At 63.8% G+C, this 17,722-nt stretch carries 20 protein-coding genes; 8 read left to right on the forward strand and 12 right to left on the reverse strand.

Annotated elements, in window-relative coordinates; translation table 11 throughout:
* Positions 1 to 5: 5 nt before the first annotated feature.
* The 5 genes from MCIT9_RS08270 to ftsH form a co-directional block, all read right to left on the reverse strand.
* A complete protein-coding gene (locus MCIT9_RS08270; protein WP_317704429.1) occupies positions 6 to 869 on the reverse strand; it encodes a Na(+)-translocating NADH-quinone reductase subunit C in 864 nt (287 codons plus the stop codon).
* Positions 862 to 2,067, reverse strand: a complete 1,206-nt coding sequence (locus MCIT9_RS08275) for an NADH:ubiquinone reductase (Na(+)-transporting) subunit B (protein ID WP_317704430.1) — start codon at positions 2,065 to 2,067, stop codon at positions 862 to 864. Before MCIT9_RS08275 ends, MCIT9_RS08270 begins: the two co-directional genes overlap by 8 nt.
* Entirely contained in the window at positions 2,067 to 3,425 is a 1,359-nt protein-coding gene (locus tag MCIT9_RS08280; RefSeq protein WP_317704431.1) for a Na(+)-translocating NADH-quinone reductase subunit A, read from the reverse strand. The genes MCIT9_RS08275 and MCIT9_RS08280 overlap by 1 nt, the downstream gene beginning before the upstream one ends.
* Before the next feature lie 315 nt (positions 3,426 to 3,740).
* The gene (locus tag MCIT9_RS08285; RefSeq protein ID WP_317704432.1) at positions 3,741 to 4,115 is read right to left on the reverse strand and encodes a (2Fe-2S) ferredoxin domain-containing protein; all 375 of its coding nucleotides are present in this window, start codon (positions 4,113 to 4,115) and stop codon (positions 3,741 to 3,743) included.
* A gap of 9 nt (positions 4,116 to 4,124) precedes the next feature.
* Entirely contained in the window at positions 4,125 to 5,984 is a 1,860-nt protein-coding gene (ftsH, locus tag MCIT9_RS08290) for an ATP-dependent zinc metalloprotease FtsH (protein ID WP_317704433.1), read from the reverse strand.
* Between the two features lie 239 nt (positions 5,985 to 6,223).
* Here ftsH and MCIT9_RS08295 point away from each other — a divergent pair, with 239 nt between their 5' ends.
* The 8 genes from MCIT9_RS08295 (at position 6,224) to MCIT9_RS08330 (ending at position 11,833) form a co-directional block, all read left to right on the forward strand.
* Positions 6,224 to 6,463, forward strand: coding sequence for an OadG family protein (locus MCIT9_RS08295; RefSeq protein ID WP_317704434.1), 240 nt, complete (start codon positions 6,224 to 6,226; stop codon positions 6,461 to 6,463).
* Positions 6,464 to 6,489: 26 nt separating this feature from the next.
* Complete coding sequence (oadA, locus tag MCIT9_RS08300) at positions 6,490 to 8,262, forward strand: sodium-extruding oxaloacetate decarboxylase subunit alpha (RefSeq protein WP_317704435.1); 1,773 nt, start codon at positions 6,490 to 6,492, stop codon at positions 8,260 to 8,262.
* Between the two features lie 7 nt (positions 8,263 to 8,269).
* On the forward strand, positions 8,270 to 9,397 hold the full coding sequence (locus MCIT9_RS08305; RefSeq protein ID WP_317704436.1) for a sodium ion-translocating decarboxylase subunit beta: 1,128 nt from the start codon (positions 8,270 to 8,272) through the stop codon (positions 9,395 to 9,397).
* The gene (crcB, locus tag MCIT9_RS08310) at positions 9,394 to 10,107 is read left to right on the forward strand and encodes a fluoride efflux transporter CrcB (protein ID WP_317704437.1); all 714 of its coding nucleotides are present in this window, start codon (positions 9,394 to 9,396) and stop codon (positions 10,105 to 10,107) included. The genes MCIT9_RS08305 and crcB overlap by 4 nt, the downstream gene beginning before the upstream one ends.
* Positions 10,104 to 10,409 carry a DUF190 domain-containing protein gene (locus MCIT9_RS08315; protein WP_317704438.1) on the forward strand — a complete coding sequence of 102 codons (306 nt, stop codon included), beginning with the start codon at positions 10,104 to 10,106 and terminating at the stop codon, positions 10,407 to 10,409. Before crcB ends, MCIT9_RS08315 begins: the two co-directional genes overlap by 4 nt.
* Before the next feature lie 61 nt (positions 10,410 to 10,470).
* Positions 10,471 to 10,935, forward strand: a complete 465-nt coding sequence (locus tag MCIT9_RS08320) for a PepSY-like domain-containing protein (RefSeq protein ID WP_317704439.1) — start codon at positions 10,471 to 10,473, stop codon at positions 10,933 to 10,935.
* 3 nt (positions 10,936 to 10,938) lie between these two features.
* Positions 10,939 to 11,517, forward strand: a complete 579-nt coding sequence (locus MCIT9_RS08325) for a zinc ribbon domain-containing protein (RefSeq protein WP_317704440.1) — start codon at positions 10,939 to 10,941, stop codon at positions 11,515 to 11,517.
* A 76-nt stretch (positions 11,518 to 11,593) separates the two neighbouring features.
* A complete protein-coding gene (locus tag MCIT9_RS08330) occupies positions 11,594 to 11,833 on the forward strand; it encodes an acetyltransferase (RefSeq protein WP_317704441.1) in 240 nt (79 codons plus the stop codon).
* A gap of 70 nt (positions 11,834 to 11,903) precedes the next feature.
* On the opposite strand, the gene MCIT9_RS08335 is transcribed toward MCIT9_RS08330, so the two are convergent.
* From MCIT9_RS08335 to purT, 7 genes are all read right to left on the reverse strand, one after another.
* Positions 11,904 to 12,263 (reverse strand): DsrE family protein, encoded by a 360-nt coding sequence (locus tag MCIT9_RS08335; RefSeq protein ID WP_317704442.1) that lies wholly within the window; start codon positions 12,261 to 12,263, stop codon positions 11,904 to 11,906.
* A gap of 70 nt (positions 12,264 to 12,333) precedes the next feature.
* Positions 12,334 to 13,227 carry an MBL fold metallo-hydrolase gene (locus MCIT9_RS08340; RefSeq protein WP_317704443.1) on the reverse strand — a complete coding sequence of 298 codons (894 nt, stop codon included), beginning with the start codon at positions 13,225 to 13,227 and terminating at the stop codon, positions 12,334 to 12,336.
* A 27-nt stretch (positions 13,228 to 13,254) separates the two neighbouring features.
* A complete protein-coding gene (locus MCIT9_RS08345) occupies positions 13,255 to 14,076 on the reverse strand; it encodes a sulfite exporter TauE/SafE family protein (RefSeq protein ID WP_317704444.1) in 822 nt (273 codons plus the stop codon).
* A gap of 137 nt (positions 14,077 to 14,213) precedes the next feature.
* Entirely contained in the window at positions 14,214 to 14,969 is a 756-nt protein-coding gene (locus MCIT9_RS08350; RefSeq protein WP_317704445.1) for a S1 family peptidase, read from the reverse strand.
* Positions 14,969 to 15,823 (reverse strand): HDOD domain-containing protein, encoded by an 855-nt coding sequence (locus MCIT9_RS08355; protein WP_317704446.1) that lies wholly within the window; start codon positions 15,821 to 15,823, stop codon positions 14,969 to 14,971. The genes MCIT9_RS08350 and MCIT9_RS08355 overlap by 1 nt, the downstream gene beginning before the upstream one ends.
* Position 15,824: 1 nt before the next feature.
* On the reverse strand, positions 15,825 to 16,394 hold the full coding sequence (locus tag MCIT9_RS08360) for a transglycosylase SLT domain-containing protein (RefSeq protein ID WP_317704447.1): 570 nt from the start codon (positions 16,392 to 16,394) through the stop codon (positions 15,825 to 15,827).
* 37 nt (positions 16,395 to 16,431) lie between these two features.
* Complete coding sequence (purT, locus tag MCIT9_RS08365; RefSeq protein WP_317704448.1) at positions 16,432 to 17,628, reverse strand: formate-dependent phosphoribosylglycinamide formyltransferase; 1,197 nt, start codon at positions 17,626 to 17,628, stop codon at positions 16,432 to 16,434.
* Positions 17,629 to 17,722 lie beyond the last annotated feature (94 nt).

A 17,722-nucleotide genomic window follows, 5' to 3' on the forward strand; every position in this document is an offset into this window, starting at 1 on the left:
TCTCCTCAAAGCTTGCCGCAGAATTTGTCCAGGAACGGCTTGTAGCCGTCCTCCCCGAGCCAGAAGCGGATCAGGTTGCTGACCCCGTTGCTGGTCAGTGTCGCGCCGGCCAGGGCGTCCACCATGTATTCGGCACCGGGCTGGTCAGGACTGACGTTGCCCTTCACCAGGCGCAGCACCGGCTGGCCGCTTTCATCGTAAACCTTCTTGCCTTTCCACAGGGCGCGCCAGGCGGGGTTGACCACTTCGCCACCGAGACCCGGCGTTTCCCCCTGATCGTAGAAGTTGATGCCGATGACGGTGTTGCAGTCCGGCTCCAGGGCCAGGAAGCCGTACATGGTGGACCAAAGCCCGTAACCCCAGACCGGCAGCACGATTGCCTTCAGCTCACCGTTTTCGTCCTTGAGCAGATAGACCGTGGCGTATTTGGGCTTGCGCTTGACCTGGGCGATGTCCCGTTCCTTGGGAACCGGCGCGCTCAGCTTCGGGTCCCGGGCGGCCTTGCGCATGTCGTAGGTGTTGGGATCGATATCCTCGACGAAATCGCCGCGCTTGAGATCCACCACCTTGATTTCGAACTGTTTGAAGGCCGCATCGACATCCATACCCGGCTCGTAGAGGCCGACGACTTCGAGGATGTTGCGCTTCATGTCGGCGGCCTTGTTGGCTTCCTGCAGCGGTTTGAGGGCCACGGCGGCGAAGGAGACCACCACGGCGCAAATCAGACACAGCCAGAAAGCGACCGCCAGGGTTTTTTCGAAACTGTCGTTGGGCAGGGACAGGAGCCGCTGGTAATAGGCCTCGGCCTTCGCCCGCCAGACCTGCCATTTTTCCGCCAGTTGGCTGGTAGCTTGAGTGTTCTCAGACATAACGTTTGGCCCTTCTTCTAATGTTGGCTTGAACCACGAAGTAGTCGATCAGCGGTGCGAAGATGTTGGCGAACAGGATCGCCAGCATGGTCCCTTCGGGGAAGGCCGGATTGACCACGCGGATCAACACCGTCATCACGCCGATGAGGATCCCGAAGATCCAGCGGCCGGTATCGGTCATCGCCGCGCTGACCGGGTCGGTGGCCATGAACACCAGGCCGAACATCAGGCCGCCCAGGGTCAGATGCCAGTACCACGGCAGGCCGAACATGGGATTGGTGTCGCTGCCGACCAGGTTGAACAGCAATGCGGTGGCGATGACGCCGATCAGCACCCCGGCCATGATGCGGTAACTGGCGACGCCGGTGTAGAGCAGGAACGCTGCCCCCAGCAGAATCGCGATCACCGAGGTTTCCCCCATGGAACCGGGCATGAAGCCGAAGAAGGTCTGTCCCCAGGAATAACCGGCTTCCTGGATCGCCGGCAAGCCCCCGGCGGCGCCGAGAGCCAACGGCGTGGCGGCGCTGTAGCCGTCCACCGCGACCCACACCGTGTCCCCGCTCATGAAGGCCGGATAGGCGAAAAAGAGGAAGGCGCGGCCGGTGAGGGCCGGGTTGAGAAAGTTCTTGCCGGTGCCGCCGAACACTTCCTTGCCCAGCACCACCCCGAAGGTGATCCCGAGCGCCACCATCCACAGCGGGATCGACGGCGGCAGCGACAGGGAAAACAGAATCGAGGTGACGAAGAAGCCCTCGTTGATGTCGTGCTTGCGCACCACCGCGAACAGCACCTCCCACAGCCCACCGACCACGAAGGTCACGATATAGACCGGGAAGAAGTACAACGCCCCGTGCAGGAAACACGACAGCGGATTGGACGGGTTGTAGCCGAAGATGTCCATGATCGGCCCGCGCCAGTTGGCGATGGTCTCCAGCCCCATGGCCTGCATCGCCTGGTTGGCCTGATAGCCGGTGTTGTAGCAGGCGATGAAGATGGCCGGGAATGTCGCCAGCCAGACGTACACCATGACCCGCTTGAGGTCGATGGCGTCGCGCACGTGGACCGGGTCGGGCGTGGTGTCCGCCGGCGAATACAGGAAGGTATCCACCATCTCGTACAGTGGATACAGCTTCTCGTATTTGCCCCCCTTGGCGAACAGCGGATGGATTTTGTCCAGGAATTCGCGTGTCTTTGACATCAGCCTTCCTTCTCGATTTGGGTTAGATTCCTGCGCAGGACCGGACCGAAGTTGTGCTTGCCGGGATCGACGAAGGTGCACAGGGCCAGATCCTCCTCATCCAACTCCAGACAGCCAAGCTGCTGGGCGGTATCGGTGTCCCCCACCACCAGCGCCCGCAGCAGCTGGGTCGGCAGAATGTCGAGGGGCATCACCCGCTCGTAGACCCCGATGGGCACGATGGCGCGGGGGCTGCCGAACAGGGCCGAGGTCAGCCGATACTTCTTTGGCTTTTCCCGCTGCAGCGGGAAGACGTTGAGGATCGAGAACTTCCTGTCCGACCCTTTCATCTCGATCCAGCCGAACAGCTCGCGTTCGTGATATTCCTCGATCACGCTGATCTGGTTGTGGTAGGCGCCCAGCCAGGCCGACCAGTCGCGCACGCGGCGTCCGCCCAGGACCGAGCCGGAAATGATGCGCGCCTCCCCTTCCGCCAGCTCCCCAGCGGTCAGATCGTGAAGATTGGCACCGACGCGGGTCCGCAGCAGGCGCGGGCGCTTGACCATCGGCCCGGCCAGGGAAACGACCTTTTCGACGTTGAGACGCCCTGTGGTGAACAGGGCACCGATGGCGAGCACCGCCTGGTAGTCCAGATGCCAGACGGTCTTTTCCGCGTTCACCGGATCGAGGAAATGAATGTGGGTGCCGGGCAGACCGGTCGGATGGGGACCTTCGAAATCGACCACTTCGACCTTTTCCGACGCCACCGCCGGGAAACCGTCCGTCGCCAGCGACTTGCAGACGAAAACCTTGCCCTGGGTCAGATGAGCGAGCACGGTCAGACCGTTGCGGAAATCGTCGGCCCGCTCAGCGATCACCACTGCAGGATCGGCCGCCAGGGGATGGGTGTCGATGGCGGTGACGAAAATGGAATGAGGCTCGGTGTCCGGCACGGGCACCTTGCTGTAGGGCCGGGTGCGCAGCCGCGTCCAGAGACCGGAATTGAGCAGGTTCTCCCTGACCTGAGCGGCGGACAGCTCCGGAAGCGCGTCGGCGCTGTAGGCGTTGAAGGTTTCCTCGTCGTCGCCGTCGAGCTCAATGACCACCGCCTGCAACGCCCGGCGGGCGCCGCGGTGGATGGCGGTCACGGTGCCGGCGCCGGGCGCGGTGAACTTGATCTCCGGATGCTTCTTTTCCAGAAACAGCGGCTGTCCCAGCTTGACGCGGTCCCCCACCTGAACCTGAAGCGAGGGACGGAGGCCGATGAAATCCGGGCCGATGACGGCGACCGATTTGACCGCACCCCCATCCTCGTAAATCTTCTGTTCAGGTTCCCCCGCGACAGGCAGGTCCAATCCTTTTTTGATTTTTATCGCCATAGATTTCGAGCCTGCTAGAAGATGGAGTTGATGTAAGAAAACAGCGCCCCGGACCCGAGGCAAACTCTTGGTATTACATCACAAAAGCCTAGACCGGACAATGAAGCCCCGCCACCCCGGCAGGGCAAAAAAAAAGAGCGGGGCACGTGGCACCCGCTCAAACCCTTCCCAGAGGATAAATGGCTGAAAGGTCCTGTTTCACGACAGGAAAGGAGGCTTTGAGAAACAGTCTAGCCGTTCCCAGGCGGGGCGTTTTGATCCAGGTCAAACCCGCGGCCCGAAGCCTCCCGAACCCAGGAAACGCAGCGTTTCCTGCTACGCACCGCTGTCGGGGCGGACGAAGCAGTAGTCCTCCACCACCCGCCCCCCGATCAGGTGCTCCTGGATGATGCGTTCCAGCACCTCCGGGGTGCAGCTGTGATACCAGACCCCGTCGGGATAGACCACCGCGACGGGACCGGCCAGGCAGACCCGCAGACAGTTGGCCTTGGTGCGCTGGATGCCGCCGCGGCCGGCCAGTCCCAGCTCGGCAAGACGGCGCTTGAGGTAGTCCCACGATTCCAGCCCGGCTTCCCGGCTGCAGCACTTAGGGGTGCTCTGGTCGCAGCAGAGAAAGAGGTGGCGGCGGGTCCGCGCCAGCCCGAGTCCGTCCACGACCGCCGCCAGCCGCTGTTGCAGTGCCTTATCCACCTTGCCTCCTCACCCGCCGGCGCGGGAATGTTCCTCGATGATCTTTTTGACCTCCTCGCCGCCGAGGACCTCCTTCTCCCGCAACCGCTCGGCCAGGGCATCGAGCGCCGCACGCCGTTCCTCCAGAATCGTGCGCGCCCGCCGGTGGGCCTCGTCGATGAATTCCTTGACTTCGGCATCGATGAGACGGGCGGTTTCCTCACTGTAGTTGCGCACTTCCTGGACGTTGCCCTCCAGGAAGGCCAGCTGCTGGCGCTGGCCCCAGGTGGCCGGCCCCAGTTTGCGGCTCATGCCCAGATAGCAGATCATGTTGCGGGCGATTTCGGTGGCCTTCTCCAGATCGTTCTGGGCCCCGCTGGAGGCATTGCCGTAGATGATTTCCTCGGCGCTGCGGCCGCCCAGGAGGATGGCGAGCTGGTCCTTCAGCTCCTCTTCGGTGGCCAGGAACTTCTCCTCCACCGGCAGCTGCAGGGTGTAGCCCAAGGCGCCGATGCCGCGGGGAATGATCGACACCTTGTGGATCGGCTGGCCGGTGGGGACGATCTCGGCGACGATGGCGTGCCCCGATTCGTGGAACGCCACCCGCGCCTTCTCCTCGGGCGAGAGGGCCCGGGTCTTGCGTTCCAGCCCGGCCACGACCCGGTCGATGGCGGCCTCGAAGTCCTCCATGGCAATGCAGTCGTGACCCCGGCGCACGGCGATGATCGCCGCCTCGTTGCAGACGTTCTCCAGCTCGGCGCCGACGAAGCCCGGCGTGCGCAGGGCGATGACGTGCAGGTCCACGTCCGGGCACAGTTTCTTGTTGCGGGTATGGATCCTGAGGATCGCCTCGCGGCCGGCCAGATCCGGCTTGTCCACCACGATCTGGCGGTCGAAACGCCCCGGGCGCAGCAGGGCCTTGTCGAGGATTTCCGGACGGTTGGTGGCCGCCATCACCACCACCCCGGCGGCGGGGTCGAAACCGTCCATCTCCGCCAGCAGCTGGTTGAGGGTCTGCTCGCGCTCCTCGTGGCTGATGGGCGAGGCACCGCGCGCCCGGCCGATGGCATCAATCTCGTCGATGAAGATGATGCAGGGGGCTTTCTGGCGCGCCTGTTCGAACAGGTCGCGGACCCGGGCGGCGCCGACCCCGACGAACATTTCCACGAACTCGGACCCCGTAATACTGAAGAACGGCACCCCGGCCTCCCCGGCCACGGCGCGCGCCAGCAGAGTCTTGCCGGTTCCCGGGGGCCCCACCAGCAGCACCCCCTTGGGTGGACGGCCGCCGAGGCGCTGGATCTTCTTGGGATCCTTGAGGAATTCGACCACTTCCTTCAGCTCCTGCTTGGCCTCCTCGCAGCCGGCCACGTCGTCGAACCTGACCTTGACGTCGGACTCGGCATAGATCCTGGCCCGCCGCCCGAGGCTGAGGAAATTGCGCCCGCCGGCCATGCGCTGGGCCATCCAGCTCCACAGCAAAAACAGCAGCAGCAGCGGCAGGAACCAGCTGAAGAAGAAATAGGCGATCCAGTTGGTGGTCTCGGGGCGGACCACGAATTCGACCCCGTGCTTCTGCAGCAGCTCCGTCAGGTTGGCGTCCCACAGGGGCACGGTGAAGAAAGGCCGGGGTCTGCCCTCGGGTTCCTCAGGCTTGAGCAGACCGGTGATCTTCTTGTCGCTGACCACCACCTTGTCCACCCGGCCCGCCTCCACGTACTGGAGAAACTGGCTGTAGGGGATCTCCACCTCGCGCATCTGCTGGAAGTTCTGCATCAGCGACAGCAGCAGAACGGCGAGGATGAGGTAGGCGATCCAGTTGTAGCGTGGATCCTGCCAGAACGGGCCTTTTCCCGGCTTGTTGATCTCGATTTCAGGTTTCTTGCGCATCGGTCCGATCCCTTGCAACGATTCCAGAATGGCTTTCAGATTATCAAGAAAACGGTTCGATCGGGGGACTTTGTCGTCACCCATGGCCGCCTCCGTTTCGTGGTGTCATCTGTACGGATTTGGGGACGAGGGCGGCGGTTTCAAAGTCGCCGCGGTGTATTTTTGACGTCCGAAATGCTAGATTTATGCGGTTTTTGCCTTTCAGGCAATCACGAAGAAAAAATTCTGAAGGTCGAACCATGACGAGCCTGTTCACGAACGCGCTGGAACTGTTGGGCTTGGGGATGGGAATCGTGTTCCTGTTCCTGACCCTGCTGGTGATTCTGGTCAGCGCCATGTCCTGGATCATCCAGCGCTTCTTCGCCGAAGCGGCGCCCACAGCGCCAGCCCGTCCGCAGCCGGCGCCCCCTGCCGAGGAGGACGAGCTGATCGCCGCCATCAGCGCCGCCGTGCACCGCTATCGTCACCGTTGCCGCTGAATTCATCCACAAGGAGCCTTCCGACCATGAGCAATTCCCTGGGGATCACCGAAGTCGTCCTGCGCGATGCCCACCAGTCCCTGCTGGCCACCCGTCTCCGCCTGGAGGACATGCTGCCCATCTGTCCCAAGCTGGACCAGGTCGGCTTCTGGTCGCTGGAAGTGTGGGGCGGGGCCACCTTCGATGCCTGCATCCGCTACCTGGGGGAAGATCCCTGGGAACGGCTGCGCGCCTTCCGCAAGGCGCTGCCCAACACCCGCCTGCAGATGCTGCTGCGGGGTCAGAACCTGCTCGGCTACCGCCACTACGCCGACGACGTGGTCGATGCCTTCGTCGAACGGGCCGCCGCCAATGGCATGGACGTGTTCCGCATCTTCGACGCCCTCAATGACCTGCGCAACATCGAGCACGCGGTCAAGGCGGTGATCGCCTGCGGCAAGCACGCCCAGGGAACCCTGTCCTACACCACCAGCCCGGTCCATACCATCGACACCTGGGTGGATCTGGGCCGCCGCATCGAGGACATGGGCGCCCACTCGGTCTGCATCAAGGACATGGCGGGCCTCCTCACCCCCCACGTGGCCACCGAGCTGGTGACCCGCCTGAAACAGCACCTGGAGATCCCGGTCCACCTCCACAGCCACGCCACCACCGGCCTCAGCGTCGCCACCTTGTACGCGGCCGCCGAAGCGGGCATCGACAACGTCGATACCGCGGTTTCCTCCATGAGCATGACCTACAGCCACAGCCCCACCGAAACCCTGATCGCCATGTTCCAGGGCCACGCGCGCGACACCGGCCTGGATCTGGAGCTGGTGGAGGAAATCGGCCTGTACTTCCGCGAGGTGCGGAAGAAATACGCCCGCTTCGAGGGCAACCTCAAGGGCGTGGACAGCCGCATCGTGGTGGCCCAGGTTCCCGGCGGCATGCTCACCAACATGGAAAACCAGCTCAAGGAGCAGAACGCCGCAGGCAAACTCGACGAAGTCCTGGAAGAAATCCCCCGGGTGCGCAAGGATCTGGGCTACATCCCCCTGGTCACCCCCTCCTCCCAGATCGTCGGCACCCAGGCGGTGATCAATGTTCTTTCCGGCGCGCGTTACAAGACCATCACCAAGGAGGTCCAGGCGCTGCTGCGGGGCGAATACGGTGCCCCCCCGGCGCCGGTGGACCCAGAACTGCAGCAGCGGGTGCTGCAGGGGGAAAAGCCCATCACCTGCCGGCCCGCGGACCTCTTGCCGCCGGAGATGGAAAAACTCACCGGGGAGCTGCGCAAACTGTCCCGGGAACACGGCGTCAAGCTGGCGGAGAACGAGATCGAGGACGTTTTGATCTATGCCCTGTTCCCCCAGGTGGGCTGGAAGTTCCTTCAGGAAAGGGGCAACCCGGCCGCCTTCGAACCCCCGCCCGAGGCCGAAACCGAAACGGAAAAAGCCCCGGCCCCGGCAGCAGCTGCCGGAGACGGTCCGGCCAGCTATACGGTGACGGTCAACCAGAAAGTCTATCACGTGGAAGTGGCCCCCAGCGGCCAGGTCACCTCGGTCCGGCCCGGTACGCCGCAAACCGCGCCGGCGAGCGGCGGAGAGAGCCACCCCGTCACCGCGCCCATGGCCGGCACCATCCTCAAGGTCAACGTCACCCCCGGAGACGTGGTCAAGGAGGGTGACGTGGTGGTGGTCATGGAAGCCATGAAAATGGAAACCGAGGTGCGCGCCAAGCAGGGCGGCACGGTCCAGGGGGTCATGGTCAAGGAGGGGGACGCCGTGGCGGTGGACGACGTATTGCTGACCCTGAGCTGAGGCCGGTATGGGAAATCTGCAACTGCTGTGGCAAAGTACCGGCCTGGCTAACTTCAGCGGCGGCCAGGCGCTGATGATCGGCGTCGGCCTGCTGCTGCTGTATCTGGCCATCCGCAAGGGCTTCGAACCGCTGCTGCTGGTGCCCATCGGTTTCGGCGCCATCCTCAGCAACATTCCGGTCGCCGGCATCTCCGACGAAGGCGGCATCCTCCATTACCTCTATTACGGCATCAAGACCGGCGTCTTCCCGCTGTTGATCTTCATGGGCGTGGGAGCGCTGACCGACTTCGGGCCCATGCTCGCCAATCCCCGCACCCTGTTTCTGGGGGCGGCGGCCCAGTTCGGTATCTTCGGCACCCTGCTCGGCGCCATCGCCCTCAACTGGATACCGGGGCTGGAATTCAGCCTCCGGGATGCGGCGGCCATCGCCATCATCGGCGGCGCCGACGGCCCCACCTCGATCTACGTGGCCTCGCGCCTGGCGCCGGAGCTGCTCGGCGCCATCGCCGTGGCCTCCTATTCCTATATGGCCCTGGTGCCGCTGATCCAGCCGCCGATCATGCGCGCCCTGACCTCCGAGCGGGAACGCCGCATCGAAATGCTGCAGCTGCGCCCCGTCAGCCGGCGGGAGAAGATCGTGTTTCCCCTCATGCTCATCGTCCTCACCGCCCTGCTGCTGCCTTCCGCAGCGCCCCTGATCGGCATGTTCGCCTTCGGCAATCTGATGCGCGAGAGCGGCGTGGTGGAGCGGCTGGCCAGGACCGCCCAGAACGAACTGATCAACATCGTCACCATCTTCCTGGGACTGTCGGTGGGTTCCAAGCTCAAGGCCGACAGCTTTCTCACCTTGGAAACCCTGGGGATTCTGCTCCTGGGGGCCATCGCCTTCGCCATGGGCACCGCCTCAGGCGTGCTTATGGCCAAGCTGATGAACCGGATCGGCAGGGTTCCCATCAATCCCCTCATCGGCGCCGCCGGGGTATCGGCGGTGCCCATGGCGGCCCGGGTCGCCAACAAGGTGGGGCTGGAAAGCAATCCCCACAACTTCCTGCTGATGCACGCCATGGGGCCGAACGTGGCCGGGGTGATCGGCTCGGCGGTGGCGGCCGGGGTCCTACTGTCGCTGGTGCCATGACCGCCCTGCAGGCCGTTGCCATCATGATGGGCGGGGCGGCCGGCGCCCTGCTGCGGTTTCTGGCGTCCTCGGGAATCTATCAGTGGCTGGGACGGGATTTCCCCTACGGCACCCTGGCGGTCAACGTCATCGGTTCCTTCCTGATCGGCCTGCTCAGCGAAGGGCTGCTGGCCGAGCCGGTGGGGCGGCTGGCCGTCCTCTACCGTCCCGCCCTGCTGGTGGGCTTTCTCGGCGCCTTCACCACCTTTTCCACCTTCTCCCTGGAAACCCTCAATCTGATCGCACAGGGGCAGTTCTGGCGCGCCCTGGCCAATGTGTTCGCCAGCGTACTGCTGTGCTTGAGCGCTGTCGCCCTGGGCGTGGTGCTGGGCCGCAGCCTGTTGCTGTTGCCCGCCCATCTGGCACCGGGCCACTGGCTGCCCTATGGACAGTTGCTGCTCAACATCATCGGCGCCTTTTTGATCGGCTTCGTGTTTCACCTGGCCAGCGCCCACAGCCAGCTCAGCATGGAGGGACGCGCCCTGGTGCTGATCTCATTGCTGGGCGTCTTCGTGCTGGCCTCGGGACTGTATCTGGTGTTCCACCTGCTGGAACGGGGCCATGACCTGAACCATTCATGGAATCTGCCCCTGGCGGTTTTTCTGTTCAATACCCTGCTCTGCATCCTGGCTGCCTGGCTGGGACTCATCATAGGGAGGGCTTCCACATGAGCCAGAATCATCAATTGGTCCGCATCTATACCCTGGAGGGCGAAGCCCCCGTCGACGACGTGCTGCGTTTCCTCCACGACGAGGAACGGGTCAGCGGCGTCACCCTGATCCGCGCCGTTGCCGGTTATGGCGATTCCGGCAAGCTGCATACGACGGCCCTGTTGTCCCTGTCGCTGCAACTGCCGCTGATCATCGAGTTTTTCGACACCTCAGAGCGGGTTGCGGCCGTCATCCCCCGCCTGCGGGAACGTTTTGAGCTGCGTCACATCGTCCACTGGCCGGTGACGGTGGATGCGCCTTGAGTTCGCAGGGCGCCGCCCCCATAATCGCTTGTGACGAAGCAGCCACATTCCGGGAGGAACGATGAACGGCAAATGGCTCATCACCGCGGCACTGCTGGGCGGTTTCGGATTGAACCTCCAGGCGGAGGAGATCTCCCTCGAACAGGTGCCCGAAGCGGTCCGGCAGGCATTTCAGAAAGCTCATCCGAATGCGCGCGACGTGGAAGTGGAATACGAAGCTGACGAATACGATGAACCGCTGTACGAGTTCGAGTTCCGCCGTAACAGCCACAAGGAAGAGGCGCTCTATCACACCGACGGCAGTTTTTTCGGGTATGAACGCAAGCTGTCACCCGGCCTGCTGCCGCCCGCCGTCAAGGCGCAGGTAAGGCAGCGTTTCCCGGACGGGAAAATCGAAGAGGCGGAGGTGGTCGTCAACGCCCAGGGCGAGCCGCTCGCCTATGAAGTGGAAGTCGAAACCCCTGCGGGGGAATGGGAGCTGTACTTCAACGCCGACGGCTCTTTCATCAACCAGCGCCGGGGCTGAGCGATGCAGGCCTGGCGGAAGCCGCTACAATCCCTGGTCGCAATCCTCTTCACCTGGCTGATCGGTGTCGTGGTCGCCAGCAGCGACCTGTTCGCCGAAACCCCGCTGCTGCGGGGACTGTCGCTGGCGGATCTGGCCCTGTTTCTCACCCAGCTGGTCATCCTGGTGCTGCTCTTCGTGCTGGCGCGCCAGATTCAGGCCGCCCTGCCGGAAAACGGCCGCATCGCCTCGTTTCTGCGCGCGATCCTGCCGCCCCTGGCCACTCTGGTGATTTTGCTGCTGGCACAGAACCTCATCCTCGATATCGTGGCGCCGTATCTGGCACTGTGGGGGGAACACCTGCTGGTGCTGCTGTTCTGGCTCCTGGTCATCGCCACCGCCGCCTGGCTGGTGTGGACCAGTTATTGCCACGCCCCGGAACTGATCGCCGGCGTTCTCGCCTTCGGCGGCAAACTGGGCCAGTTGCCCAAAAAGCTCAATACCTGTCCGGCCTGCGGCGCCCATCGCCGCGATGATGGCCCATACTGCAGCTACTGCGGGACCAGACTGGAAACCGGCGATTCCCCAGCGGAGAAAAGCTAACCCGTTTCGACAAGCCCCGACGGCAACGTTAAAATCGGGGTACACAATTTACAAACCGACCGTACAGGAGGTCATCATGTTCCTAAAAAGAAAACAAGACGGGCATCTGGTCGAAGTCCTCAGCCTCAACGACCTTGTCAACCCGCTGCACAAGGAGATCATCGGTCGCCTTCACTACGGCGAGGAACCGGGCGATCCGGAAAAGTTCACCAAGGCCGACCTTTGCTTCCCCTCCGGGGAGGAATTGCCGCGCTGCTGGACCGATGTCCATTACCGCGACGAGGAATTGCTCAAGCGCCTGAAGATCACCCCCTGAGCCTGCAGGCCGTCCGATGAAAAAACCCGCTGAGTTTAGCGGGTTTTTTCATTTCAGACCGATACCAGGCTCAGTATTCGACGTTCTTGTCGCATTCGGCCAGGGCCCGGATGAAATCCCCCATCTCCTTGATTTCGGCGTTGGGAATCATGTTGTCTGGATCGACCCCGCGGGCCAGGGCGCAGCCCTTGCAAACCCAGACCGGAATCTGCTGCTCGATCACCGTCGCCAGAACCTCCTTCAGCGGTTTAATGTTGACTCCCTGAATGCAGTCGGCCGCTCCGGGGCGGGCCAGAGCCGTCGCCTCATCCCACAGGAAGATGATAGGCTCGTGTCCCTGCTCCTTGGCGGTCTTGGCGGCGATATAAGGCAGCGTCGCCAGGGTTGGATTGTTAGTGCCGTGTTTGGCGGAAATCAGAATCTTGGCCATTTTCCCCTCCGGTTACAGTTGGACAGCTTCAAATCTCTATTTGGCGGCGAATCACAAAAAACAAGCCGCTTTAGAAATCCAGATCGACGTTGTTGCTGCCCAGGACATTGAGCGGCAGCTTCAGGTAACGCTTGCCGCCCGCCTCCGGCGGCGGCATGTGTCCGGCGCGGATGTTGACCTGCAGCGACGGCAGGATGTACTGCGGCGCCGGCAGCACCCGGTCGATGCCGTCGCGGATCTTGACGAACTGGTCCTCGCTGGTACCGTCGTGCACCAGGGGATTGCGTTCGCGTTCCTCCTTCACCGTGGTGACGTAGCGCGGCCCCGGCGCATTGGGGCGGTAGTCGTGGCACATGTAGAGCTTGGTGTCCTCCGGCAGCGCCAGGATCTTATCGCGGATGGAACGGTACAGTTGCCGCGAACTGCCGTTGGGGAAATCGCAACGGGCGGTGCCGTAGTCGGGCATGAACACGGTATCCCCCACGAAGGCGCATTCCTCGTTGACCACGTAGGTGATACAGGCGGGCGTGTGTCCCGGCGTGTGCATCACCCGCACCGGCACGTTGCCGATCTGGAAAGTGTCTCCGTCGGCGAACAGCCGGTCGAACTCGCGCCCGTCCCCGGAAACGTCGTCAACGTTATACAATCCCTTGAAGAACTGCTGCACCTCCTTGACGTGCTCGCCGATGGCGATCTTCCCGCCCAGTTTGCTTTTCAGGTAGGCGGCCGCGCTCAGATGGTCGGCGTGGGCGTGGGTTTCCAGGATCCATTGCACCGTCAGGCCGTTGTCCTCGACGTAGGCAACGATCTTATCGGCGCTTTCGGTGCGAATTCGCCCGGCGTTGTAGGCGAAATCCAGGCAGGCGTCAATGATTGCACACTGCCGGGTTTCCGGGCAGCTTACCACGTAGCTGAAGGTATCGGACTGATCGTGGAAAAACGGTTGAACGGTCGGTGAAGTCATGGCGAATCTCCTTTGATCGATGAAATTTCAGGAAAACAGCGGTGCGGCGAGAACCTGCAAATGCGCCCACAGATCCAGCAGGGACGGCAGAATCTTCAAACGTTCCCGGTAGAGGATGTAACAGGCCATGGCGATGACGAACCAGGCGAACCCCTTGCGCAGATGACGGGCATGGATGCGGTGGGCCAGCCAGCTGCCGAGAAAGGAACCGGCCACGGCGGAACCGGCCACCACGGAGGCCAACTTGTAATCCACGCTGACGTGGGTCAGATACCCCAGGAAACCGGCGGCGGATTTCATCGCGATCACCAGCAGCGAGGTGCCGATGGCCAGGTGCATGGGCAATCCCCCCAGCAGGGTCAGGGCCGGCACCACCAAAAAGCCGCCGCCTGCGCCCACCAGACCGGTCACCGCCCCCACCACCAGGCCGTGCACAATCACCTCCCCCAGCGGGATGCAGTCGAGGCAGTCGCCGGGATTGCGCGGCTGTTCGGCTTTGTGGCCGTTGCGCAGCATCGCCCAGGCGGTGGCGAACATGATGAGGGCGAAGAAGAGCAACAGGAGGGGCGAGGGAATGAAACGCGCCATCCAGCCGCCCAGATAGGCGCCGGCCATCCCCGCCAGCCCGAACACCAGCCCCACCCGCCAGCTGACCGAACCGCGGCGGGCGTGCTGGAGCATGGCGACGAAGCTGGTCACCCCCACCACCAGCAGCGAGGTGGCGATGGCCTCTTTGGCCTCCACGTGCAGGGCATAGACCAGGATGGGAACGGTCAGGATCGATCCGCCGCCCCCCAGCAGCCCGAGGGTGATCCCGATCAGCAGCGAGAGCAGAATGGCAAGTGTCATGCTGTTTTCCCCGGTTGGCATTACTTGAGTTGCCCGGGATTGTAGCGTAATCCGCTCTCTTATTAAAAAAACATATATTCATATAACACATATTTGGCTATGCAAACCGGCTATATGGCATGGCGGATTTCCACGGTCTAGCGCAACCCCACCTGCCGCAGCAGCCGCTCCGCGTAACGGATCGGGATCGCGTAACTGATCCCGCTGGGCTTGCTGAGCAAATTTTCCTTGCTCTCCTTGACGAACACCTTGTTGATGATGCCGACCACCGCACCGGTTTCCGGGTCGTACAGGGGGCTGCCGCTGTTGCCGGGATAGGCGGTGGCGTCGAGCTGGAACACGCGGTAGGGCTGGTTGAGGCGGCGCAGCAGTTTGGGGTCGAGGAAACCGGCACGGGGGGCGGGAATGGCGATGGGGGTGATGCTGGAGACGATACCCCGGTGGGTCACCGGATACAGGCCCAGCACCATGCCGATGGGATAGCCGGTAAAGGCGTACAGCGCCCCTTCCCTCACCCGGTCGGAATCCCCCAGAGAGAGCGTTGGGAGTGGCTTGCCGCCGACTCGCAGCAGGGCGACGTCATGTGTCCTGTCCACCGCCACCACTTCGGCCCGGCGCAGACGGTCGCGGCCTTCGGTCTTGAAGAAGATCGCCAGAATCTCGCCCTTGTCAGCCGCCAGCTTCTCCGGAAGCACGTGGGCGTTGGTGAGCAGGTGCAGGCCGTCGGCGACGGCGAACCCCGTCCCCCGGAACACCGCCGCCGGCGCCCGGGTGCGCTGATAGGTACCGACGGCGACGACCGCAGGCTTGACGCGGACGATGGTCTCCGGCAGTCCGGCAAGGGCGGCGGCGGCCAGCAGCCAGCCGCACAGCAAGACACCCAGTCGCCCCATCATACCGACAGCAGCACGGCGGCGACCTCGGTGAATTCGCTGGTCACTTCGGTCATCACCCCCAGTATCTGGCCCTCTGCCAAAGGCACCAGCTCCCTGACGCCGGCGGGAACCTCCGCCAGAATGTCCTCGATGGCATCGCCGTGGACCAGCACGTCCGTGAGGCGGTTGGCGAGGCAGAGAATCCCGGTTGCCATCCCGAAATCGCCCGCCTGCTCCGGATTGAGCTGCCAGGCGATGGCGGTCTGCAGCCAGGGCGGCAGTTTCCAGCGGCGGGCGATCTCGCCGCCGACGTCGGCATAGGTGAAGCCGAGCAGATCCTTCTCCAGCAGCGGGATCAGCTCCCGCCGCCCCTGACTGGCGAGCAGCACTTCCCTGGATGGGTCCGGCAATTTGACGTACAGGACCAAACTGCCGATCCCGTGCAGCAGGCCGGCGACGAACAGACGCTCCGGGTGCAGCACCCCGGCGGCCCGGGCCAGCAGGCGGGCGACCACGCCGCAATAGGTGCTCTGCACCCAGAATTCGTCCATGTCGATCAGATGGGCGGGAATGCCCCGGAAGACGCTGACCGCGGTGGTCGCCAGCGCCAGATGATAGATAGGCTCCAGTCCCACCAGGGTCACCGCCCGGCTGATAGTGTCGATACGGCCGCCGAAACCGTACAGCGGGCTATTGGCCAGCTTCAGCAACCGGGCGGTCAGAGCCGGATCACTGGCGATGATCTCGGCCAGGGTGTCGGCGGTGGAGGCCGGATCGTCGATGGCGGCCCGAAGCCGGACCACCACGTCCGGCAGGGAGGGCAATTCCCGGTCATCTTCCAGCAGTTGTGCGGGAGAGAGGGGTTGTGTCATGTCAGGACCCATAAAATTGCATGACCCGCGCCACGTAGCGGCGGGTTTCCCGGTAGGGCGGGATGCGGTTGCCGTATTTCTCCACCGCCGCCTCCCCGGCATTGTAGGCCGCCACCGCCAGTCTGACATCCTTGAAGCGGCGCAGCAAATCCCGCAGGTAACGGGCCCCTGCCTCGAGATTGGCCTTGGGATCGCGGGGGTCGTCGATGCCATAGCGACGGGCGGTCCGGGGCAGCAGCTGCATCAGCCCGACCGCCCCCTTGGGGGAAACCGCCTTGGGGTCGTAGGCCGATTCCGCCCGGATCACCGCGTGCAGCAGGCGGGGATCGAGGGCGTATTTTTTGGCCACCTGTTCAATGAGGGGGGCGAAACGGCTGCGCCGCCGCGGCAGCATCCCGCCGCCGGATGCCGGACGGGGCCTGGGGGTGCGGATGATGAGACGGTAGCCGGGGTGCTTGCGCTCGTCGGCGTAATACACCCGGCCGTTGGCATCGACGTATTTATAGACGTCCGCCCCCGCCACCGGAACCCAGCCCGTCAGCCACAGCAACCATCCCAGTCGTCGCCACATCGAACGCTTGCACCCTGTTGTTCGTCCCTGTTTCAGTTTAGCCCAATTCCGGGCGCACCCCGGCGGCGCAGCGCCGGGCCCCCTGCCGGGCCGCTTCGATGGTTTCCGCCGTCGCCAGCGCCACCCCCATGCGCCGGCGCGGATAGGCGAGCGGTTTGCCGAACAGGCGCAGGCTGGATTCCGGCACCGCCAAGGCGTTTTCGATTCCTTCGTACACCAGCCCCGCCCCTTCCACGCTGCCATAGATCACGGCGCTGGCCCCGGGCCGTCGCAGCGTGGTGTCCACCGGCAGGCCCAGAAAGGCGCGCACGTGCAGCTCGAACTCGCTTTGCACCTGGCTCGCCATGGTCACCATACCGGTATCGTGGGGTCTGGGGCTGACCTCGCTGAACCAGACCTGATCGCCTTTGACGAACAGCTCCACCCCGAACAGCCCCAGCCCGCCCAGGGCCTCGACCACCCTGGCGGCGATGGCCTGGGCGGCTTCCAACGCCTTGGGGGTCATGGGCTGGGGCTGCCAGCTTTCCACGTAATCGCCCTGTTCCTGACGGTGGCCGATGGGCTGGCAGAAATGGATCTGCGACCGGCCGCTTTCATCCAGCGCCCGCACCGTCAGCAGGGTGATCTCGAAGTCAAAATCTATCTTTTCCTCGACGATCACCCGCCCCCGGTCCACCCGCCCGCCGCTTCGGGCCTTGTCCCAGGCGGCGGATATCTGATCCGGGGCGGTCAGGTGCGACTGGCCCTTGCCGGAGGAGGACATGGTGGGCTTGACGAAACAGGGCAGCCCCACTCCCTTCACCGCCGCCTCCAGTTCCTCCAGGGAGGCGGCGAAGGCGTAACGGGAGGTGGGAAGCCCCAGCTCCTCGGCGGCCAGGCGGCGGATGCCTTCCCGGTCCATGGTCAGTTGCACCGCCCGGGCGCAGGGCACCACGGTGGCAAGCCCTCGTTCCTCGATCCGCGCCAGGGTATCGGTGGCCAGGGCCTCGATCTCCGGCACGATCCAGTGAGGTTTTTCCCGCGCCAGCAGGGCCTCGAGCTGGATCGGGTCGGTCATGTCGATGACGTGGGCCGAATGGGCCACCTGCTGGGCCGGGGCATTTTCATAGCGGTCCACGGCGATCACTTCCAGGCCGAGGCGCTGGCAGCAGATTGCAATCTCCTTGCCCAGCTCGCCGCTGCCCAGAAGCATGACCTTGGTGGCGCTGGCGGTCAGAGGGGTGCCGATGTGCATGAATGAATCTCCACATCAATTAACAAAAGACCGCTGCGGGAGGCAGGCTGAAGGCCGTACCCGGCCTGGATGGCCGGGTCCGAGCCCCCAAGGA

Origin of the sequence: Methylomarinovum caldicuralii (assembly GCF_033126985.1) — a bacterium.
GTDB classification, from domain to species: Bacteria; Pseudomonadota; Gammaproteobacteria; order Methylococcales; family Methylothermaceae; genus Methylohalobius; species Methylohalobius caldicuralii.